General features: G+C 53.7%; 19 protein-coding genes. 9 read left to right on the top strand and 10 right to left on the bottom strand.

Annotation, left to right across the window (positions count from 1 at the left end):
• Positions 1 to 145 precede the first annotated feature (145 nt).
• The 5 genes from yghU to ACVB80_RS05080 all read right to left on the bottom strand — a co-directional run bounded on the left by yghU (position 146) and on the right by ACVB80_RS05080 (position 6,574).
• Positions 146 to 1,000, bottom strand: coding sequence for a glutathione-dependent disulfide-bond oxidoreductase (gene yghU / locus ACVB80_RS05100; protein WP_481080189.1), 855 nt, complete (start codon positions 998 to 1,000; stop codon positions 146 to 148).
• Positions 1,001 to 1,085: 85 nt separating this feature from the next.
• The gene (locus tag ACVB80_RS05095; protein ID WP_481080375.1) at positions 1,086 to 1,640 is read right to left on the bottom strand and encodes a GNAT family N-acetyltransferase; all 555 of its coding nucleotides are present in this window, start codon (positions 1,638 to 1,640) and stop codon (positions 1,086 to 1,088) included.
• Between the two features lie 45 nt (positions 1,641 to 1,685).
• Positions 1,686 to 2,471, bottom strand: a complete 786-nt coding sequence (locus ACVB80_RS05090; protein WP_481080188.1) for a peptidoglycan binding protein CsiV — start codon at positions 2,469 to 2,471, stop codon at positions 1,686 to 1,688.
• A 62-nt stretch (positions 2,472 to 2,533) separates the two neighbouring features.
• The gene (mfd, locus tag ACVB80_RS05085; protein WP_481080187.1) at positions 2,534 to 5,992 is read right to left on the bottom strand and encodes a transcription-repair coupling factor; all 3,459 of its coding nucleotides are present in this window, start codon (positions 5,990 to 5,992) and stop codon (positions 2,534 to 2,536) included.
• Positions 5,993 to 6,001: 9 nt separating this feature from the next.
• Positions 6,002 to 6,574: a PilZ domain-containing protein gene (locus ACVB80_RS05080; protein WP_481080186.1), complete on the bottom strand. Its 573-nt coding sequence runs from the start codon at positions 6,572 to 6,574 to the stop codon at positions 6,002 to 6,004.
• A 214-nt stretch (positions 6,575 to 6,788) separates the two neighbouring features.
• On the opposite strand from ACVB80_RS05080, the gene lolC reads away from it, so the two are divergent.
• Genes lolC through lolE form a run of 3 tightly spaced genes read left to right on the top strand, consistent with a single transcriptional unit; the run spans position 6,789 to position 9,917 of the window.
• Positions 6,789 to 7,988 (top strand): lipoprotein-releasing ABC transporter permease subunit LolC, encoded by a 1,200-nt coding sequence (lolC, locus tag ACVB80_RS05075; protein WP_481080185.1) that lies wholly within the window; start codon positions 6,789 to 6,791, stop codon positions 7,986 to 7,988.
• Positions 7,981 to 8,676: a lipoprotein-releasing ABC transporter ATP-binding protein LolD gene (lolD, locus tag ACVB80_RS05070; protein WP_481080184.1), complete on the top strand. Its 696-nt coding sequence runs from the start codon at positions 7,981 to 7,983 to the stop codon at positions 8,674 to 8,676. Before lolC ends, lolD begins: the two co-directional genes overlap by 8 nt.
• Positions 8,673 to 9,917, top strand: a complete 1,245-nt coding sequence (lolE, locus tag ACVB80_RS05065; protein ID WP_481080183.1) for a lipoprotein-releasing ABC transporter permease subunit LolE — start codon at positions 8,673 to 8,675, stop codon at positions 9,915 to 9,917. The genes lolD and lolE overlap by 4 nt, the downstream gene beginning before the upstream one ends.
• Positions 9,918 to 10,064: 147 nt before the next feature.
• On the opposite strand, the gene ACVB80_RS05060 is transcribed toward lolE, so the two are convergent.
• Positions 10,065 to 10,586, bottom strand: coding sequence for a DUF2062 domain-containing protein (locus ACVB80_RS05060; protein ID WP_481080182.1), 522 nt, complete (start codon positions 10,584 to 10,586; stop codon positions 10,065 to 10,067).
• An 80-nt stretch (positions 10,587 to 10,666) separates the two neighbouring features.
• Between ACVB80_RS05060 and ACVB80_RS05055 the strand changes: the two genes are divergently transcribed.
• The 6 genes from ACVB80_RS05055 (at position 10,667) to kdsB (ending at position 16,586) form a co-directional block, all read left to right on the top strand.
• Complete coding sequence (locus ACVB80_RS05055) at positions 10,667 to 12,052, top strand: DNA internalization-related competence protein ComEC/Rec2 (RefSeq protein ID WP_481080181.1); 1,386 nt, start codon at positions 10,667 to 10,669, stop codon at positions 12,050 to 12,052.
• Positions 12,053 to 12,850 carry a DNA internalization-related competence protein ComEC/Rec2 gene (locus tag ACVB80_RS05050; protein ID WP_481080374.1) on the top strand — a complete coding sequence of 266 codons (798 nt, stop codon included), beginning with the start codon at positions 12,053 to 12,055 and terminating at the stop codon, positions 12,848 to 12,850.
• 68 nt (positions 12,851 to 12,918) lie between these two features.
• Positions 12,919 to 14,667 carry a lipid A ABC transporter ATP-binding protein/permease MsbA gene (gene msbA, locus ACVB80_RS05045; RefSeq protein ID WP_481080180.1) on the top strand — a complete coding sequence of 583 codons (1,749 nt, stop codon included), beginning with the start codon at positions 12,919 to 12,921 and terminating at the stop codon, positions 14,665 to 14,667.
• A 5-nt stretch (positions 14,668 to 14,672) separates the two neighbouring features.
• Positions 14,673 to 15,677, top strand: coding sequence for a tetraacyldisaccharide 4'-kinase (lpxK, locus tag ACVB80_RS05040; protein ID WP_481080179.1), 1,005 nt, complete (start codon positions 14,673 to 14,675; stop codon positions 15,675 to 15,677).
• A complete protein-coding gene (locus ACVB80_RS05035) occupies positions 15,658 to 15,837 on the top strand; it encodes a Trm112 family protein (RefSeq protein WP_481080178.1) in 180 nt (59 codons plus the stop codon). The genes lpxK and ACVB80_RS05035 overlap by 20 nt, the downstream gene beginning before the upstream one ends.
• The gene (kdsB, locus tag ACVB80_RS05030) at positions 15,837 to 16,586 is read left to right on the top strand and encodes a 3-deoxy-manno-octulosonate cytidylyltransferase (RefSeq protein WP_481080177.1); all 750 of its coding nucleotides are present in this window, start codon (positions 15,837 to 15,839) and stop codon (positions 16,584 to 16,586) included. Before ACVB80_RS05035 ends, kdsB begins: the two co-directional genes overlap by 1 nt.
• Before the next feature lie 22 nt (positions 16,587 to 16,608).
• Here the strand turns inward: kdsB and ACVB80_RS05025 are convergent, their stop codons facing one another.
• From ACVB80_RS05025 to ACVB80_RS05010, 4 genes are all read right to left on the bottom strand, one after another.
• Entirely contained in the window at positions 16,609 to 17,220 is a 612-nt protein-coding gene (locus tag ACVB80_RS05025; protein ID WP_481080176.1) for a TetR/AcrR family transcriptional regulator, read from the bottom strand.
• A 60-nt stretch (positions 17,221 to 17,280) separates the two neighbouring features.
• Entirely contained in the window at positions 17,281 to 17,871 is a 591-nt protein-coding gene (locus ACVB80_RS05020; RefSeq protein WP_481080175.1) for a hypothetical protein, read from the bottom strand.
• A 204-nt stretch (positions 17,872 to 18,075) separates the two neighbouring features.
• Positions 18,076 to 18,849: a ChbG/HpnK family deacetylase gene (locus ACVB80_RS05015; protein WP_481080174.1), complete on the bottom strand. Its 774-nt coding sequence runs from the start codon at positions 18,847 to 18,849 to the stop codon at positions 18,076 to 18,078.
• The gene (locus ACVB80_RS05010; RefSeq protein ID WP_481080173.1) at positions 18,849 to 19,820 is read right to left on the bottom strand and encodes a glycosyltransferase family 2 protein; all 972 of its coding nucleotides are present in this window, start codon (positions 19,818 to 19,820) and stop codon (positions 18,849 to 18,851) included. Before ACVB80_RS05010 ends, ACVB80_RS05015 begins: the two co-directional genes overlap by 1 nt.
• Positions 19,821 to 19,844 lie beyond the last annotated feature (24 nt).

Here is a 19,844-nt window from a genome sequence, read left to right as displayed (position 1 = left end):
ATGGAGCCCGTTTTTTTGGACCTGGGTTTAGTGGTCCTGGGTCCTGGGGGAGTTCGCTGAAATTGCTGTGAACAAGCAAAAGTTTTTGACTTGACGCTACGAGCGGAGTGGCGAAGTCTGCTTGCAGCACCCAGCACCCCTCAAATCACGGTTTCAGCCCAAGCACCCTGTCTATATCCCCCGCACAATGACGCTCTTTTAGCTGTTCCCACTCTTCTCCCCAGGTGCGGTTGACGATGCGTCCGCGCTGCACGGCGGGGCGCTGGTCGATTTTTTCTGCCCATTGCTTCAGGTGGTGGTAGCTGTCCACATCGAGGAACTCTGCGGCGTCGTAGATCCTGCCGAGAACCAGGTTGCCGTACCAGGGCCAGATGGCGATATCAGCGATGGAGTAGTCCTCTCCGGCGATATATGGGGATTTGGCGAGTTGTCTGTCGAGCAGGTCCAGCTGGCGTTTGGTTTCCATGGCAAAGCGGTTGATGGGGTACTCGAATTTCTCCGGCGCGTAGGCGTAAAAATGACCGAATCCGCCGCCAAGATAAGGGGCTGAGCCCTGCAGCCAGAACAGCCAGTTGAGTACTTTTACGCGCTGTTGAGGATCTTTGGGGATCAGGTGGCCATACTTGTCTGCCAGGTAGAGCAGGATCGCGCCGGACTCAAACACGTACACAGGTTCATCCCAGGAGTGATCGACCAGGGCGGGGATTTTTGAATTGGGATTAACCTCGACAAATCCGGATGAAAACTGCTGTCCTTCGCCAATGGCGATCATAAAGGCATCGTACTCTGCGTCGTTACCTGCTGCCAGCAGCTCTTCGAGCATGATGGTGACTTTCTGGCCGTTAGGGGTACCCATTGAATAAAGCTGGAGGGTGTGATCGCCAACCGGCAGGGATTCTTCATAGCGGGCACCTGAATCCGGGCGGTTGATCCCCGACCACTGGCCGCCGTTGCCTTCTTCCATTTGCCAGACTTTTGGTGGGATATACGGATTTGCCATTTTCCTGCTCCTTTGTCAGCCGATACCCATAAAGCATACTCTAAAAAACGGGCGGCGGAGCAGGGATTAGGGCGCAGTTGCGGGATTATTCTTCAGGCAGGTCTGTGGGTATCAGTGAGTAGACCAGGCCGTCTTTAGGCTGGCCGTTAAATACAAACCGGTTTCGGGCCAGTGTTTCTTTCGTCGCGCCGGTCTTTTCTGCAACGCGATGGCTGGCGCAGTTGTCAGGATCGCAGATGATCTCCAGCCGGGTCAGTCTGAGAGTACGGAAGCAGTGGCGGATAAGCGGATGAAGTGCTTCTGCGGCATAGCCCTGTTGCTGGTACGCATCGCCAACCCAGTAGCCGAGAGCGCCTAAGTTGAATGAACGGGAGTGCTCGGTCAGTGCGGCCATTCCGGCAAATGCACCACTCTCTTTTTCAAATATACCAAAACCAAATGACAGCCCTTTGAGCCAGTTGACCCGGTTGGCGAGGATAAACTCTTCGCTCTCTTCTGCGCTGAAATCCGGATGACACCAGTCCAGCCATTGGTGCAGGCTGGGCGAGTTCTGTATCAGTTTGCTGAACGCCTGACTGTGCTCTGCAGTGATAAGGCGCAGTTCAAGGCGTGGAGTGGTGAGGGTAAGCTGGTGGGATATGTGCATAATAAAAAAACGCTCCTGCCAGGGCAGGAGCGACCGTTATCAGGCTTGCGGAACCCGGCGTACCTGGATGATCATGCCCATCAGAGGGTGGTCCAGGTAATGGGTTTCGGTGCTGCGCATGCGGCGTTTTTGCTTCATGCGGTAGCTTTTCAGGAACTCTTCCACTTCCAGAGTGGGTGAGACTGATTCCAGGTTACCAATCTGAACATTGGTATCGCTTTCCGCTTCTGTTTCACCGGCAGCTGTGAGTTCGGTTTCCGGCTCGGCAAAGCTCACTTCACGGATCCCCGGTGCTTTCAGATCCATTTCCAGCTCGGCAAACAGGTAGTGCTGAACGTAAACCTGCAGCTTGCCATCGAGCTCATAAATTGGTGAGTGGATGGTCTGCTCTTTAATATCCTGGCTCATACCCTCTACGGACTCGGTATCTACCCGCATGTTACCGGCTTCGTCGAAACGGCTGGAGTAATCCTTACCTGCTTCGATATGAAAAACAGGTGCAGCAAAGCGGCCCTGATCCCCCTGACGCCAGGCAACGTGAAGCAGTGGTTTAAAAGCAGCGTGGCGGGAAAGCGCAGCGTACTCATCATTCAGGTGGTACTCGGACGCTGGCAGCAGTTTGGCGCCTTTTTTGTCCATCGCGACTGCGTTCTGGAACGAAATCGCTTTGTCCATTTCAAGAGCCGGAAGCTGATTAGGCCATGATTCCTTTACCTGCTCAGCATCGACCGAACGTTTGAACAGAATCACCTCAATATCGAACTGTCTTTGTGCAAAAGATTGAAAAGAAACTAAAAACAGTAAAAAAGGGACCAGTTTTCTCATTATTTCTCCCGGTGGCGGTGTCGGCCGCCACGTGATTAAATTCTTACAGCTTTCCGCCGGGTTCAGGCGGGCAGCCGGTTTTGGGCAAAGTCTGCCATCAGGCCATTTACAAACCGGATCCGCTCACGACGGTCGGCTAATGGTACCGTAAACTTGAGCTTAGTTGGACCTTCCATTCCATACTTTTGTGGCGCGGACTGAAGAAGTTTAACAAGATAAGCCGGGTTGATGTCAGCCGTCGGATAAAATTCAAAGTATCCGCCTTTCGGATGGGCCTCGATCTTCTTAATGTGCATGCCAGCGGCTTTGAGTTTGACCTCTGCAACTGCCAGCAGGTTTTGGGCAGCGTCCGGCAGAGAGCCAAACCGGTCGATCAGTTCCACTTTCATTTCAGCCAGCTGGTCATCATTGCTTACGCTGGCGATGCGCTTGTACATAGACAGACGGGTGTTGATGTCCGGAATATATTCATCCGGCAGCAGCGCAGGCAGGCGAAGCTCGACCTCACTCTGATCGCGCAGCAGCTCATCCAGTGATGGCTCCTTACCTTCTTTGAGTGCTTCAACAGCCTGTTCCAGCATTTCCATGTACAGGGTGAAGCCGACTGACTGGATTTGACCGCTTTGCTCATCGCCCAGAAGCTCACCGGCACCGCGGATCTCGAGGTCATGGGTCGCCAGGGTAAAGCCGGCACCCAAATCTTCCAGAGAGGCAATGGCATCAAGACGTTTGATGGCGTCTTTGGTCATCGCTTTCGGATGCGGCGTCAGCAGGTAGGCGTAGGCCTGGTGGTGAGAACGGCCAACCCGCCCGCGAAGCTGGTGCAGCTGCGCCAGACCCAGGTTATCTGCCCGGTTCATGATGATGGTGTTGGCGGTCGGAACGTCGATACCAGTTTCGATGATGGTGGTACATACCAGCAGGTTAAAGCGCTGGTGGTAGAAGTCATTCATCACCCGTTCCAGTTCGCGCTCGCGCATCTGACCATGGGCCACGGTGACCCGGGCCTCCGGGATCAGTTTTTCCAGATCGGCAGCTACTTTGTCGATGGTCTCGACCTGATTATGCAGGAAGTAAACCTGACCACCGCGCATGATTTCACGCAGCACGGCTTCACGGATCACGCTGTCTTCGCCCTGACGGACAAAGGTTTTGATCGCCAGGCGACGCGCCGGAGGAGTGGCAATGATCGACAGGTCGCGCATACCGCTCATTGCCATGTTCAGGGTGCGCGGAATTGGGGTGGCGGTCAGGGTCAGAATATCGACATCGGCGCGCATTGCTTTGACTTTTTCTTTCTGACGAACGCCAAAGCGGTGCTCTTCATCGACGATCAGAAGCCCCAGGTCTTTGAACTTGATGTCACTCTGCAGCAGCTTGTGGGTGCCGATGATGATGTCGACTTTACCTTCGGCCACATCGGCCAGTACCTGTTTCTGCTCTTTGGCGCTGCGAAAACGTGACAGAACCTCAACCCGGATTGGCTGATTGGCAAAACGGTCACGGAAGTTTTCAAAGTGCTGCTGGGCGAGCAGGGTAGTCGGTACCAGTACTGCGACCTGCTTGCTGTTGTCGGTGGCAACAAATGCGGCGCGCATAGCGACTTCGGTTTTACCAAAGCCTACGTCACCACACACCAGGCGGTCCATGGCTTTTGGCTGGCACATGTCTGACATTACGGCGTTGATCGCCGTGGCCTGGTCGTCGGTTTCTTCAAACGGAAAACCGGCTTTAAAGCTGGCGTACTGGCCGCGATCCAGCGCAAACTTGTAACCGGGTTTCAGCTCGCGCTGAGCATACACATCCAGCAGCTCCGCTGCTACGTCGCGCACTTTTTCTGCCGCTTTACGGCGTGCTTTTGCCCAGGCTTCACCGCCCAGTTTGTGCAGCGGCGCCGACTCTTCTGCGCCGCCGGAGTAGCGGCTGATGAGGTTCAGTGAGGCAACCGGCACGTACAGTTTTGCACCGTCCTGGTACTCCAGGGTTACGTACTCGGTGGTCAGGCCGCCTGCTTCCAGGGTTTGCAGGCCAATATAGCGGCCAATACCGTGGTCAAGGTGAACGACCGGCTGGCCAGGCTTGAGTTCGGCCAGGTGGCGGATCACCGTATCGCTGTTAACTGCACGGCGGTCTTTTTTGCGCCGTTGAATAACCCGGTCACCCAGCAGGTCGCTTTCGCAGATCAGCGCAAAGTCCGGCTGGCGGTGAATAAAGCCGTGTTCAGCACTGCCAAGGATCAGGTGGAAACGGTCATCGTGTGCCAGGGCATCATCAAGGCTGTCCCGTCCGGCCGGTTTGAGCTTAATGCGTTGCAGCAGCTCCAGCAGTGCTTCCCGGCGGCCTTCAGATTCCACAGAGAAGATGACTTTGCCACTGTACTGCTCAATAAACTGACGCAGAGCGGCAAAAGGTTCTTTCAGTTGCTGGTTAGCAGCCAGTGCCGGCAGCGGTTCACTGTCCAGATTGTGGCGTCCGGCTTTTTTCGCAGCGGCCTGCTCAGTCAGTACCAGTTGGGGCAGGGTTTTCAGCCGGGAAAACAGTTCGTCCTTTTTCAGCCACAGCTCTTCAGGTGGCAGCAGCGGACGCAGCGGGTCAACCCGGCGCTGCTCAAAGCGGTGGTCAACGTCAGTCAGGAACTGATCAATCGCCGCTTCGGTATCTCCTGTCATGACAACCAGAGTTTGTTCACCGATGTAATCAAACAGGGTTTCACTCTGCTCAAAGAACAGTGGCTGCCAGTATTCGATACCGGCAGGCCAGGTACCTTTACTTACCTGAGCATAAATGGACTCCGGTTCACGGCGCGCTTCAAAGCGCTGACGCCAGCGGGTGCGGAACGCCTCAATGGCTTCTGGTGTGGTAGGGAACTCGTGCGCGGGTAACAGGCGGATCTCATCCATGTCTTCGATGGAGCGCTGATTTTCCGGGTCGAAGGTGCGGATGGTGTCGATTTCATCATCGAAAAAGTCAATCCGGAACGGATCCTGGCTGCCGGTTGGGAACAGGTCGATGATCGAGCCGCGGCTGGCGTATTCACCCGGACCAAAAACCTGATCCACGTGGCGGTAGCCGGATTTTTCCAGCTGCATTCTCAGCGTTTCAAGCGAGTAGCGATCACCGGTTTTAACCATCAGGGTATGCTGAAGCAGATAATCCCGTGGAGACTGGCGCTGCAGCAGGGTGCTGACTGGAATAACGGTCACCCCGTTTGTCTGCGACGGAAGCTGATACAGGTGTGCGATACGTTCAGAGATAATGTCCTGATGCGGGGAAAAACTGTCGTACGGCAGGGTCTCCCAGTCCGGAAACTGTTTTACCGGCTCGCTGGTGAACTGTTCCAGCTCAGCGGTCAGTTTGAGCGCGGTCTGAGGATCCGGCACTACAAGCAGGGTGTGCCCCTGGTGTTTGTCAGACAGTTTGGCAATGGCGATAGCCAGCGCGGCGCCGGTCAGATTGCCAAGAAATTTTTTATCCCCCGCTTTATCGGGTAAAGCGAGGGAGAGCAGAGATGTATTCGACATAGTGCTGAATTAGTTTTTTTCGTCGCGCTCAAGCGAGCGTTTACGCAGTAGTTTTTGTTGCTGGAACAGGGCGGCTTTGATCAGCAGGTCCTGATCTTCATCGCGCATACGGACAAAGACAATGGTTACACGGCTGGTGTCATCACCCACTTCAACGGCTGTGACTTTGCCGTAGCAGTAGACGGCGGATGCCGGACGCTCGATGAACAGCTTCACGCGGGCCAGCTGGTCCTGTTTTGGCGGATGAGCAGTATGGTAAGTAAACTGGCTGGCGCCAAAGCTTTCTGTCTTATGGGATAAGCGGGCATCGTCCTGCTGTGACAGCATAAAGGTCAGCAGCAGGTTGAGCTTGCTGTTTTGTGATTCAAGCAGTTGGACCACGTTGGAAAGGTCACTGTTACGCAGCTCATTGATGGCTTTGTCGGTCAGTGAGTCCAGAGCGCTGAACTCGGTGGCGACCAGAAACGGGGTGGGGATCTCTTCAACAAATTGCTCCTGCTCTGGCAGAACAAAGTCTGAACCCAGCGGTTCGATATTGGCAGATAAGCTGTGCTGAACGGTGAAATATTCTTGTTGATCCATAATTCGCTTCCTGTGGGCAGCCTGCCCATTAGACTAACCTTTTGATTATCGCAGTGTCAGCTCACGAATCAAGGAATGTTGTAACGAATCCGTCAGGTTTTCGTCATCTTGCCGGACATGCCTGTCATTTTTTGGCTTTTCTCCCTGCCGGGTCTAGGCGTAACGCCCCGCATTCGGTACAGTAGCCGCAGAAGTGAATTCAAGGTTTAACAGTATGTTCCATCCAATATCGGCGTATATCGGCCTGCGCTACCTTCGGGGGCGTTCAGGGGACCGGTTCAGCCGGTTTGTTTCCATCATGTCTACCGCCGGGATCACCATAGGGGTGCTGGCGCTCATCACCGTCCTTTCGGTTATGAATGGCTTTGAAGCCCAGCTCAAAGGACGCATTCTTGGCGTACTGCCCCATGCCGTTGTCAGCGAAGCCAAAACCTTTTCTGAAGTTCAGCCGGATTTTCTGCGTCAAATCGGGCACGTGAAGGCAGCTGCGCCACTTACCCGCAGCGAAGCGGTGATCCAGAGTGCATCTCAGCTCTCTGCCGGGATGCTTATCGGAGTGGATCCGGCATTGGGTGACCCGGTCAGTCAGTATTTACTGGGGGGGACGCTTGCTGATCTTGAGGACGGAGAATACCGGGTCTTTATTGGCTACGCGCTGGCACGCCAGCTGAATGTGCGCGCGGGTGATAAAGTGCGCCTGATGGTTACTGGTGCGAGCCAGTTTACCCCGCTTGGCCGGGTGCCGCGTCAGCGTAATTTTACCGTGGCGGGCGTGTTTAACACCGGCTCAGATATCGATGCTCAACTGATGGTTGGCAACATTTCCGATGTAGGGCGTCTGCTCCGCATGGCTCCGGGCCAGATCAGTGGCTGGCGGCTGTTTCTGGATGATCCGTTTGCAGTCGGCACTCTTGCAGAGCGTAAACTTCCTGATGGCTGGCAGTGGAGTGACTGGCGCGAGCAGCGCGGCGAGCTGTTCCAGGCAGTGCGGATGGAAAAAAACATGATGGGGCTGATGCTTGGGCTGATTGTGGCCGTGGCCGCCTTTAATATTATTTCCGCGCTGATCATGGTGGTGATGGAGAAGCAGTCCGAAGTGGCTATCCTGAAAACCCAGGGGATGACCAAAGGCCAGGTGATGGCGACCTTTATGGTTCAGGGAGCGAGCAGTGGCGTGTTTGGTGCCCTGGTGGGAGGCGCGCTCGGCGCACTTCTGGCGGCAAATCTGAACGCCATTCTGGATGTCCTTGGCGTGTATCTGTTTAATGTTGGCACCGCGCTTCCTGTACTGATCAATCCGTGGCAAATCGCAACGGTGATTTTCCTGGCTATCTCACTGAGTGTAGCTGCAACTCTTTTCCCGTCTTACCGGGCCGCATCGGTCAAACCTGCTGAGGCACTACGTTATGAATGATTTACTCTCCTGTCACTCTGTCTGCAAAACCTACCAGGAAGGCGGGATTGATACCGAAGTGCTGAAAGGCGTGAGCTTTTCGCTCAAAGAGGGCGAACTGGCGGCCATCATCGGTTCATCCGGTTCAGGGAAAAGCACTTTATTGCATATTTTGGGCGCGCTGGATGATGCCAGTTCTGGTCATGTGGTGTTTCAGGGAACTGATCTTGCGTCTCTCAGCAGTAATAAGCAGGCTAAGCTTCGCAACCAGCATGTTGGTTTTGTGTATCAGTTCCACCATCTTCTGGCCGACTTTACCGCGCTGGAAAATGTCGCGATGCCATTGTTGATCGGTGGCAAGCCGGTAAAAGAGGCTCAGGACGCCGCACGAAAGTTGCTGGATAAAGTAGGGCTGAGCCACCGGGTTGACCATCGTCCGTCGGAGCTTTCCGGTGGTGAGCGCCAACGGGTGGCCATTGCCCGTGCACTGGTCAATCAGCCGTCGCTGGTGCTGGCCGATGAACCAACCGGTAACCTGGACCACAAAACCGCGCTGGCAATTTATGATCTGATGCGTGAGCTTAATCGTGAGTCGGGCACTGCCTTTCTGGTGGTCACGCACGACAACGAACTGGCCGCGAAAATGGATCGTCAGCTGAGCATGCAGGATGGCGAGTTGCTGGAGCCGGAAGCTGAGGTCACGCAATGAGTTCCTGGCTTTCACTGATGATTGGCGCGCGTTTCAGCCGTGCCAAAAAACGCAACAAAATGGTGTCCTTTATTTCGCTGTCCTCTACGGTGGGAATTGCGGTGGGTGTAGCGGTGATCATTATTGGTCTGTCTGCGATGAATGGTTTTGAGCGGGAGCTTAAGCAGCGGGTTCTGTCTGTGGTGGCTCATGGTGAATTTGAAGGCGTACGCGGCGCGATAGATGACTGGCAGCCGATGATTGCCCAGGCTGAGAAACATCCGGATGTCACGGCGGCTGCGCCCTATGTCAAGCTGACCGGGCTGGTAGAAAAAGGCGCCAAGCTGAAGGCGCTTCAGGTCCGCGGTGTGGATCAAACGGCTGAGGAGCAGGTATCGGATCTGTACCGTTTTATTACGCCAGGCGCCTGGCAGGCGCTTGAGCCGGGTAACAAGCAGGTGATCCTCGGTCAGGGAATTGCAAAAAGCGTGGGCGCTGAAGTTGGAGACTGGATAACCCTGATGCTGCCGCAAATCGGTGAGCAGGGCAGCGTCCGGGCGCCGAAGCGGGTTCGTCTGAAAGTGAGCGGGCTGCTCGCCCTTGGTGGTCAAATTGATCATGGTCTGGCGCTGATCCCGCTGGAGGACGCCCAGAAGTACACCGGTATGGGCGATGGTGTGAGTGGTGTGTCGATTCGTACCAGCCGGGTGCTCGATGCGCCGGATATTGTTCGTGAAGTGGGCTCGGAGCTGTCGGTTTACGTTTACCTGAAAAGCTGGAAACAACAGTACGGATTTTTGTATCGCGATATTCAGCTGGTCAGAACCATTATGTATCTGGTGATGGTGCTGGTTATTGGGGTAGCGAGTTTTAATATTGTCTCGACCCTGATGATGGCGGTGAAAGACCGCGCCGGGGAGATCGCGATACTTAAGACCATGGGGGCCGGTAATGGGCTTATCGGGCGGATTTTTATCTGGCAGGGTGTGTTTTCCGGTGTCACTGGTGCGCTGCTTGGCTCAGTGGCCGGTTATCTGGTGGCATCTAATCTGACCACGCTCATCAGCGGCCTGGAACGTTTGGTTGGTCATAAGTTTCTGTCCGGAGACATTTACTTTGTTGATTTTCTGCCGTCTATGGTGCAGTTGAGTGACGTTGCGCTGGTATCGGGTACTGCGATTGGTCTCAGCCTTCTGGCAACGCTTTATCCTGCCCAGCGCGCCAGCCGTACTCATCCGGCTCAGGTGCTTAGCGCCAAATAGTGGCATCATTTCGAACAGCGAAAGTACAATAGTAAAAAAGGGCCAAATGGCCCTTTTTTTAGTTCAATTCAATTTATTTGTCACAGCATGGCCGAGCTTTCAGCTGGAATTGCTGTATCTCTCTCAGCTCTGTACATCACGCTTGCCTTAACTGCGTCGAATGCGAAAACTGCGCTTTTGCCAGCTGCGAACAACAGAGTAACGCCACAGGCCGCGAATGCCGAAATAGCCGATGACGGCCGATACCACGCCACAGATAGCACAGCCTAGCAGGAACGGAGGACCGATAGTCGACATCTGCTGGCCAATAAATTCCCATGACAGTTCAAAATGGAAGTGTTGGGGAGGCGTTGACATGACCACCGCGCCTACTTTGTAGGCAAAGTAGAACAGTACCGGCATGGTCACCGGGTTGCTCACCCAAACCAGGGCAACCGACAGAGGCAGGTTAACACCACAGGCGATGGCCAGCCCGGCCGCCATGATCATCTGGCTTGGCAGCGGCACAAACGCCATAAACAGGCCAACGGCAAAAGCGCCGGCTGCAGAGCGGCGGTTCAGACACCACAGGTTGGGGTTATACAGGACGTTGCCAAAGATCTTGAGTGCCTTTTGCCGTTTAATGACCTCGTGGTCTGGCATGAACTTTTGAATAAATTTTCTTGGCATAGCGGATGACAACTCACTTTTCTGGCTCAGCACTAAGTATATACCTGTTGGTACTGGGATCGGCAGGATGGTGGATATTTATGCCGACGCCGGATTACCTGGTGCTTTCAGCGATTCTGCTGGGGATTTCATTTCTTTCAGTACGCCTTAAATGGCTGGGCGCGTTGGCAGTCGCGCTTGGCCTGGTCATACTTCACGGCCATTTATATCAGGACAGAATCAATGCCGTATTTGATAAAGGTCAGGATATTACCATATCGGGACAAATTGACAGCTTTTTTAAGCAAATTAATTATGGTTTTCAGGCGAGTTTTACTGTCGATTCGATAAATGGTCGTACATTGAGCTATATACAGCGCCCAGTGGTACGCGTGATCTGGCCGGAGCTTCCACCTGATGCGGCACCTGGCCAGAACTGGCAGCTGAGTGTCAGGCTCAAACCAATCAAGGGACGTCTGAACAAAACCGGGTTTGATAAAGAGGCTCATTATCTGGCACGGGGCTGGCATGCAGACGCAGTGGTCAGGGAAGCAAAACGCCTGGGTGACCGCAGCAGTTTGAGGGGGGCGTGGTATCAGAAGATCATTGCCGTAACCCGGGGGCTTGAGTATCAGGAGTACATTCTGGCACTCACTTTTGCAGACCGCAGCGGGATAAGCAGTCAGGAGTGGCAGGGGCTACGTAACAGCGGGCTTATTCATTTGCTGGCGATATCCGGGCTTCATGTTGGCCTGGCTTATTTTGCTGGCTGGTGGGGCGGGCGCTGGCTGGCATCGTTGCTCCTGCCGGCTCCGCCATGGCTGAGTCTGGTAACCGGGTTACTGGCTGCTGCCGGGTATGCCTGGCTGTCGGGATTTACCCTGCCTGCCCAGCGGGCCCTTATTATGTGTGTTTTCATTGCTATGCAGCGACTACTGCGACGACACTGGTCTCCCTGGCAGATACTGATGGCGGCCCTCGCAGTCATATTAACCCTGGACCCTTTCGCTCCTCTTAGCCAGGGATTCTGGCTCTCTTTTGCTGCAGTGAGCGCGATTTTTCTCGCCAATGTCTTTCATTCGCTTCAGACCGCTGCTTTTACGGGGAAGCTCAGAGCACTGGTGATAGTTCAGTTGTGGCTGTTTATAGGGCTGTTGCCGTTCAGCCTGCTTTTCTATCAGGGTGTCAGCTGGCTTGGGCTTGCAGCCAATGTGCTGTTTGTTCCCTGGGTCAGTATGGTGAGTATGCCACTGGTGATGGCAGGCCTGCTGTTCTCACCTCTTGCGCCTGGCATGAGTATTTATCTGTGGAAGGTGGTGGATATGAGCCTCTCTCCCGTGCTTTTCTGGCAGCCTCAGAACCTTGGCTGGGTTTCTATGACACCTCTGGATGCCGCTCTGTTTCTGGTGCCGGCGATACTGCTGGCAGGATGGTACTGGAATCAGGGACGTCTGGCTGTCGCGCTGAGCGTAATGATATTTGCCTAGCTGTGGCCCGCTCCCCGTCAAAGTGGGTTACAACTCTCGTTACTGGATGTCGGGCACGGTCTTGCTGTTACTTTGACCAAAAATGGGGAAGCGGTGCTTTATGATACCGGTACCGCCTGGCCTGGTGGCAGTAATGTGGAGTCTGTGGTGGTGCCCTTTCTCGGTAGTGAGGGGATCCGGTCATTGACAGGGCTGATTATCAGCCATTTTGATTCAGACCATGCGGGAGGGAAAGAGGATGCGGAGCGACTTCTCGCGCCTGACTGGATGCGCGCCAGTCAGTCTGAACCAGGTTATCAGCCCTGTGTGCGGGGTGAGCAATGGGAGTGGCAGGGGGTGAAGTTTGATGCGCTTTGGCCACCGGTACAGGTTACGCGCGCGTATAATCCACACTCGTGTGTAGTGATGGTGACAGAGAGGCAGTACAGGATATTGCTTGCCGGGGATATTGATGCAATCAGCGAGTGGCTGATACTGCGTAGCGAAAAGAGCCTGGCTGCAGACATTATTCTGGTGCCGCACCATGGCAGTATTACCTCTTCTACGGAGAGCTTTGTTAAGGAGGTATCCTCCGGCCTGGCGTTGGGTGCCATGGCTTATGATAATCACTGGAACATGCCAAACCCCAAAGTGGTGGCGCGTTACCGAAAGTATGGTGCGCGATGGCTGGACACAGCCACCAGTGGTCAGATCATGATTGTTCTGAGTGGTGATGAGCCGGATGTAAAAACGGCGCGTGGCCATTTTCGTCCACGTTGGTTTCGCGATGTGCAGCGCAATCCTGGCCGGAAATTCTGACCCCGGGACTCGCATCCGGGCTGGGTTTGGGTATAGAATGGGGCGAATTTTTCCAATTACAATTAGTTATGTCCAATCAACAAGATCATTCGACTTACGCGACATTTAAACGTTTATGGCCGTACATTTCGCTGTACAAAGCTGGCCTGGCTGTCGCGGTTGTCATGTTGGTTATCAACGCCCTGAGTGATACCTACATGCTTTCCCTGCTTAAACCATTGCTTGATGAAGGCTTTGGTCAGGCAGATTCTGATTTTCTTCGCAAGATGCCATTTATTATCCTGGCACTGATGCTTATCCGCGGTACCAGTGGATTTGTTTCGGCTTACTGTATGAGTTGGGTATCCAACCATGTCGTCATGGCGATGCGCCGCAAGATTTTTAACCACTTTATGGATATGCCGGTGTCATTTTTTGACCGTGAGTCTACCGGTAAGCTGCTTTCGCGTATTACTTATGATACCGAGCAGGTAGCATCTTCAACCAGTCAGGCGTTGGTCAATATTGTGCGTGAAACTGCCAGTATTATCGGTCTTATTGGTCTGATGGTGTGGAGCAGTTGGGAACTGTCTCTGGTGCTGCTGGTTGTCGGCCCTGTTGTGGCGTGGGCAATTGGTACGGTATCCCGCCGCTTCCGTAAGATCTCTAAAGCGATGCAGACAGAAATGGGTAACCTTACGACCTCTTCTGAACAGATGTTGAAAGGCCATAAAGTAGTGCTGAGCTATGGAGGTCAGGACGTAGAGAAATCACGTTTTGGGAGCGTGAGTAACCGCATGCGCCAGCAAAGCATGAAGATGGTAGTCGCCCAGCAGCTGGCAAGCCCGGTAATTCAGATGATTGGTTCCCTTGCGCTGGTAACGGTCCTGTTCCTGGCCAGCGTGGACTCGATTCGTGCCGAGCTGACCGCCGGTACGTTTACCGTTGTGTTCTCGGCCATGCTGAGCATGCTGCGCCCACTGCGTGGTCTGACGGCAGTGACGTCTGACTTCCAGCGCGGTATGGCGGCGTGTCAGACCCTGTTTGGTCTGATGGATATGCCAACCGAGAATGACCACGGCAAGTTTGCCAAAGATCGGGTACAGGGTGACATCGCAGTAAAAGACATCACTTTCACTTATCCGACCCGTGAGACACCAGCGCTTAAAAAAGTCAGTTTCAATCTGCCTGCCGGTAAAACCCTTGCCTTGGTTGGCCGCTCCGGCTCAGGTAAAAGTACTATCGCGAATCTGTTTACCCGTTTCTACGATCTGGACGAAGGCCAAATCACTCTTGATGGCTACGATGTGCGGGATTATGAACTGAAGAACCTGCGTACTCACTTTGGCCTGGTATCGCAAAACGTTCACCTCTTCAATGATACCGTTGCCAACAACATCGCGTATGCGGCTAAAGATAAGTACAGTCTTGAGCAAATTCAGCACGCTGCCAAACTGGCTCATGCCGATGAGTTTATTCAGGGCCTGGAGCAGGGCTATGACACCATTATCGGTGAAAATGGCGTGAACCTGTCTGGTGGTCAGCGTCAGCGTCTGGCGATTGCCCGTGCGCTGTTGCGTGATTCTCCTGTTCTTATTCTCGATGAGGCAACCTCTGCACTGGATACTGAATCTGAGCGTGCTATTCAGGGTGCACTGGATGAGCTGCAGAAGAACAAGACGGTACTGGTTATCGCGCACCGTCTGTCTACCATTGAGAATGCGGACCAGATCCTGGTGGTGGATAACGGCCAGGTGATTGAGCAGGGTACCCACGGCGAGTTGCTGGAAAAAGATGGTGCTTATGCTCAGCTGCACCGTATCCAGTTCAGCGAGTAAATCGCATGGTCGAATCTCTGTGGTTTGGCAAACACTGGCTGGGGCTGTTGCTCTGGCCGGTTTTGACACCGCTCAGCTGGCTGTTTGGACAGATTAGTCGTCGCCGTCGCTGTGCGTATCAAAATGGTGATAAGCCCAGTTACCGTGCGCCGCTGCCAGTGGTTGTGGTCGGCAATATTACTGCCGGCGGTAACGGTAAAACGCCGGTCGTGGTTTGGCTGGTGGAAGAGCTGGCCAGGCAGGGCATAAAAGCGGGCGTGGTTTCGCGGGGATATGGTGCCAAAGCGCCGCATTATCCATATCAGGTGAGTGCAGAGTCCCAGGCCAGCGAGTGTGGTGATGAGCCGCTGTTGATTCACCGCCGCACCGGTGCGCCAGTGGTTGTAGACCCGAATCGCTCCGCTGCGGTAAAAGCTTTGCTGGAATCGAAGGTGGATGTGGTCATCACTGACGACGGACTTCAGCATTACGCACTTCAGCGCGATATTGAAATCGTGGTGGTTGATGGCCAGCGCCGGTTTGGTAACCAGAAGCTGATCCCGGCCGGACCGCTGCGTGAGAGTACAGAGCGTTTGGGTGAGGTGGATTTCATTATTACCAACGGAGGCCAGCCGCACAGCAATGAAATCGCCATGACGTTAAAGCCTGATTTGGCCGTTAACCTGAAAACCGGTGAGAGAAAGCCGGTGACAGAGCTGGGTTCACTGGCGGCCTTTGCCGCTATTGGTTACCCGCAGCGCTTTTTTAATACCCTGACGGAACTGGGGGCCACACTGGCCGATACGTTACCGGCAGAAGATCATAAAGCCCTGCCGGTAGAGAAAATCAGCGCGCTGGCAGCCGGCGCAGACAACGTTATTATGACTGAGAAAGATGCGGTGAAGTGTTATCAGCATGCGCAGCAAACCTGGTGGTATTTACCGGTCAGTGCAGAGCTGGGCAGCGCCGCTCGGAAGATTATCAGAACTATAAAAGAGGTAAAGGAAGAGTATGGATCATCGTCTTCTTGAAATCGTGGCTTGCCCGGTTTGCAAAGGAAAACTGACGTTCGACAAAGAGAATCAAGAGCTGATTTGCAAACTGGACCGTCTTGCATTCCCTATCAAAGAGGGTATTCCGGTATTGCTGGAGCCAGAGGCGCGCAGCATGAGCCTTGAAGAGGGTAAGTAATGTCTTTTACCGTAATTATTCCAGCCCGTTACCAGTCTACCCGTCTGCCCGGTAAACCGCTGGCAGATATTGCCGGTAAGCCTATGATTGAGTGGGTGTATCTTCAGGCGATTCAGGCCGGGGCTGAGCGGGTGATCATCGCTACCGATGACAGTAAGGTCGAACAGGCGGCAAAAGCGTTTGGCGCTGATGTGTGTATGACCTCACCGGATCACCAATCCGGTACTGAGCGCCTGGCAGAAGTGGTCGATAAGATGGGCATTGCCGATGACCATATCGTGGTGAATGTTCAGGGGGACGAGCCTCTGATCCCGCCGCAGATCATTGCACAGGTTGCTGACAACCTGGCTGGCTCGGTAGCGCCGATGGCGACACTGTCGGTGGAAATTGAAGATCAGGCTGAGGTGTTTAACCCGAATGCCGTGAAAGTTGTGACCGATAAAGATGGTTACGCGCTCTATTTCAGCCGCGCAACGATTCCGTGGGACAGGGATGCCTTTGCAACGGATGAAAAGCCGGTGAAGCAGCCTCTGCAGCGTCATATCGGTATTTACGCGTATCGTGCCGGGTTTATTAAAACCTACGTGAACTGGGAGCCGAGCCAGCTTGAGAAGATTGAGTGTCTGGAGCAGCTTCGCGTGCTTTGGTATGGTGAGAAAATTCATGTAGCCGTTGCGGATGTTGCGCCGCCTCCGGGGGTGGATACTCCGGAAGACCTGGAACTGGTCAGAAACATTCTGGGCAGTTAACCGCCAGATATTGAAACAGCCGCTAATCAGCGGCTGTTTTTTTTGGGGTATCAACTGGCACGTAACAGCCCAGATAGGATTTGGCCGCCCGTTTGGCTTCGGTTTCCATTCCTTTGGTGATCATGCCATAGCGCATGTGGGATATGGTGAAAACCGTATCAACCAGTTCTACCCAGATGAAAAAGATGTCGGAATGACGGTCAAGTGCAGGCAGTTCAAAGAAATGATCAAGAATATCAAAACAGGCCGCCGCGATGAGCTGATCGTTTGAGCGGTCTTTCTGTTTGATGCTGGCGGAGGTTTTGCCGGAAATGATCAGCTGGGCTGCGGGTCTTTCGCGTTCGTAGAAATCTATTGCACGGGCAACCAGAATATCCACGATATCGTGCCAGTTGTTCACTTCACTGTCATCGGGCAGCTCGCTCAGCAGGGTCAGCAGCTCAGCGCCGTACTGGGCTGCGATCTCTGTGTACAGGTCATCGATATTGGCGTAGAAGTGGTAAGCCGAACTCTTTGGGATTTTGGCCCGGGCAGCCACATCTGCAAATGTCACCAGGGTGACATCCCGCTCTGCCAGTAACTCCCGGGCGGCCTGCTGGAGCTGCTCCCTGCGCTTAATACCACGATGCTGCATAATTCTCCCTGATGACTACTGCGACTCTCTTCATATAATGGCAGCAGTCACGCTAAAGAGCTAGTTTGTTGTAAATCTGTACAGTTGGTCTGTGATTTTCAGCCGGACTTCTTCGCCGCCCCGGACGATTAAATGTCCGCGTGGGTCAAAGTGAATGATGTCATTGATATCAATACTGTGACTCAGCTCTTCGAGCACCAGCCAGGCGCTGGGTTTCGCATCAAACTCAAAGTTACAGGTCTGCTCTCCGGCAAAGACCAGTGCACCGCTGTTTTTGCTGTTGCAAAGCAGTGCGTGAGCATCATTACAGATGGTAACGACATCGGACTTGAGCTCACTGAGTGACAGATCATGCTCGCGTCCTGTCAGGTTACGCAGCATGGTGGCAGTGAGGTCGGTGTGGCTCTGAATTTCAACCACCAGGCCCTTGACCTGAATTTCTCCATAAAAGCCAAACAGGTAGATGTCAGAGATAAACTGTTCAAGGTTGATAGCGGAGCAGAATTCAAAGCGCCACCAGTGTGAGCCCTGTTGTGGCAGAAAGGCGCGCTGCCGGCTTCGGGCAGACATGAAATTTGCACTGTGATCGGAAAGTCCTGCGATATGGCAGTTCGACGTAAGAGGGTATACTGAGGTAGATGGTACAAGCATAACAACTCCTTGTTTGTCATTATACCAATGCCTCTGATTTACCGACCATGGCGGTAAATAGCTGGGATTGGCATCTTACCCACGATATGGAAACATCCTGTTCCTGCTTTTGGTTATAGCAATAAATGTGCGGGGAGAAAAGGAGAGATTGCCAGGAGTTTGCGCTGCGTCTGAGCTCCGGGTGGAACTCAGACAAGATGTTGATTAGTGGTGACTTTTAAAATTTGTCAGGTGAATATTTGCGTGAAGCAGATACTCTTTGTAGCGGTCTGACATCAGATACTCGTACTCTTTTTCACGGGCAGCGGCATGTTCGACATCAGAACCTGAAACAGATGGGTGACACATGATCAGCCCCTGATGACGCAGCGCGGATAACCAGCCTTCCATCATAGTGGCAAAATCCGCTTTTTCACTGATGGAGTAGAGACCGGCAAAGCCGTTATTGTGGGTAAAGCCCGCGCTATGAATGGCTTTCTGAAAGCCATGGTTAAGCAGCTTTATCGCCACTGCCTTAACGCCGGAGTCGTGCCCTGTCAGTGGTACAGCCGGGTCACGTATCCACAGTGGATGGTCATGGTAGCGCTCGTTCAGCTCAGTCAGCAGGATATCGCGGATCTGAGGGAAGGCGTGAACGTGCTGGTGACCATCTATATAGTCTGGTGCACAGCCCATTTCATCTTCAAACCGGTCGAGTTGCTTTTTCAGTGTGTCCAGAATCGCGGCGCTGTCAACAGAGCGCAGCATTGAACGCAGCATCAGCTGGCCAAGGGGAGCGGTATCCCCAAGGTCAAAATGAAGGCCGAACGCCGCTTTGTCTGCTAAGGGGGCCAGCTGGCGGGCACTTTGCTGCCAGCCTGGCATCAGAGTCATACAGCTGGTTGCTGAGATGCGGTGATTGCTAATCAGTTCGAGTATGGCCTCATCAACCTGAGGGGCCATACCATAGTCATCGGCGCAGACGATGATCTGCTTCATTACGCTTCTTCCTGGCTTTCTTTTTTCAGCTTGTCTTCGCTTTGCTTATATTCTTCGATGATATACAGCGGGCGCTTTTTCACTTCACTGAATACGCGGGCAAGGTAATCACCCATGATGCCAATGGAAAGCAGCTGAATACCACCGAGGAAGAAGATAGCAACGGTCAGGGTTGGCCAGCCGGGTACGTCTGCGCCAAAGATCAGTGTTTTGAACAGGATCAGCAGACCATAGGCAAAAGACAGTGCAGAGATACCAAAGCCAATGACCATCCAGATTTTCAGTGGAATGCTGCTGAATGAGGTCAGGCCGGTGATCGCCAGTGAAGTCAGGTCGCGGAAACGGAATGTACTGGTGCCGCTCAGGCGTTCCTCCACTTCAAAGGTCACGGATTTGGTCTTAAAGCCTACCCATGCGTAAAGGCCTTTCATCATCCGGGTTCTTTCCGGCAGGGCATTCAGCGCATCGACCACGTTACGGCCGATCAGGCGGAAGTCACCAGCGTCCGGGTGGATGTGTACGTCAGAAATCCGGTTCAGCAGGCTGTAGTAAACTTTGGTGAACGCACGTTTGGCGAATGACTCATCTGCACGGTTGTCGCGCACGCCGTAAACCATGTCATAACCTTCACGCCAGTGAGTGATGAACTGCTCCACGACTTTCAGCGGGTGCTGACCATCGGAGTCCATCAGGATCACTACGTCACCGCGGGCTTTATCCAGGCCGGCGCTGATGGCGATCTCTTTACCGAAGTTACGTGACAGCTTAACAAGGGATACCGGGTATTCTTCAGAAAGCTGACGGGCAACAGCGACGGTGTCATCGGAACTGCCGTCGTCTACCACCAGGATTTCGACTTCGTTACAGAAGTCGCGCAGGAACTCGCTGGCTTCTTTTACTACGTGAGGCAGGTTTTCAGCTTCGTTGTAGGCAGGCAGTAAGCAGGTAATGATGTTTGGATTATCGCGCATGTCTGGCTCTTTTGTTGTCTGTTT

It is taken from the genome of Vibrio sp. 9-16B-A1, from assembly GCF_056726165.1.
Note: the sequence above shows the minus strand (reverse complement) of the source record. Positions and strands in the feature narration are given on the sequence as shown.

What these genes read in the sequence shown, in the direction of transcription:
- msbA (WP_481080180.1), top strand. Translation starts at nt 12,919, where the DNA reads ATGTCCAATCAACAAGATCATTCGACTTACGCGACATTTAAACGTTTA.
- kdsB (WP_481080177.1), top strand. Translation starts at nt 15,837, where the DNA reads ATGTCTTTTACCGTAATTATTCCAGCCCGTTACCAGTCTACCCGTCTG.
- ACVB80_RS05020 (WP_481080175.1), bottom strand. Translation starts at nt 17,871, where the DNA reads ATGCTTGTACCATCTACCTCAGTATACCCTCTTACGTCGAACTGCCAT.
- yghU (WP_481080189.1), bottom strand. Translation starts at nt 1,000, where the DNA reads ATGGCAAATCCGTATATCCCACCAAAAGTCTGGCAAATGGAAGAAGGC.
- ACVB80_RS05060 (WP_481080182.1), bottom strand. Translation starts at nt 10,586, where the DNA reads ATGCCAAGAAAATTTATTCAAAAGTTCATGCCAGACCACGAGGTCATT.
- ACVB80_RS05035 (WP_481080178.1), top strand. Translation starts at nt 15,658, where the DNA reads ATGGATCATCGTCTTCTTGAAATCGTGGCTTGCCCGGTTTGCAAAGGA.
- lolD (WP_481080184.1), top strand. Translation starts at nt 7,981, where the DNA reads ATGAATGATTTACTCTCCTGTCACTCTGTCTGCAAAACCTACCAGGAA.
- ACVB80_RS05015 (WP_481080174.1), bottom strand. Translation starts at nt 18,849, where the DNA reads ATGAAGCAGATCATCGTCTGCGCCGATGACTATGGTATGGCCCCTCAG.
- mfd (WP_481080187.1), bottom strand. Translation starts at nt 5,992, where the DNA reads ATGTCGAATACATCTCTGCTCTCCCTCGCTTTACCCGATAAAGCGGGG.
- lpxK (WP_481080179.1), top strand. Translation starts at nt 14,673, where the DNA reads ATGGTCGAATCTCTGTGGTTTGGCAAACACTGGCTGGGGCTGTTGCTC.
- ACVB80_RS05055 (WP_481080181.1), top strand. Translation starts at nt 10,667, where the DNA reads ATGCCGACGCCGGATTACCTGGTGCTTTCAGCGATTCTGCTGGGGATT.
- lolC (WP_481080185.1), top strand. Translation starts at nt 6,789, where the DNA reads ATGTTCCATCCAATATCGGCGTATATCGGCCTGCGCTACCTTCGGGGG.
- ACVB80_RS05080 (WP_481080186.1), bottom strand. Translation starts at nt 6,574, where the DNA reads ATGGATCAACAAGAATATTTCACCGTTCAGCACAGCTTATCTGCCAAT.
- ACVB80_RS05090 (WP_481080188.1), bottom strand. Translation starts at nt 2,471, where the DNA reads ATGAGAAAACTGGTCCCTTTTTTACTGTTTTTAGTTTCTTTTCAATCT.
- ACVB80_RS05025 (WP_481080176.1), bottom strand. Translation starts at nt 17,220, where the DNA reads ATGCAGCATCGTGGTATTAAGCGCAGGGAGCAGCTCCAGCAGGCCGCC.
- ACVB80_RS05010 (WP_481080173.1), bottom strand. Translation starts at nt 19,820, where the DNA reads ATGCGCGATAATCCAAACATCATTACCTGCTTACTGCCTGCCTACAAC.
- lolE (WP_481080183.1), top strand. Translation starts at nt 8,673, where the DNA reads ATGAGTTCCTGGCTTTCACTGATGATTGGCGCGCGTTTCAGCCGTGCC.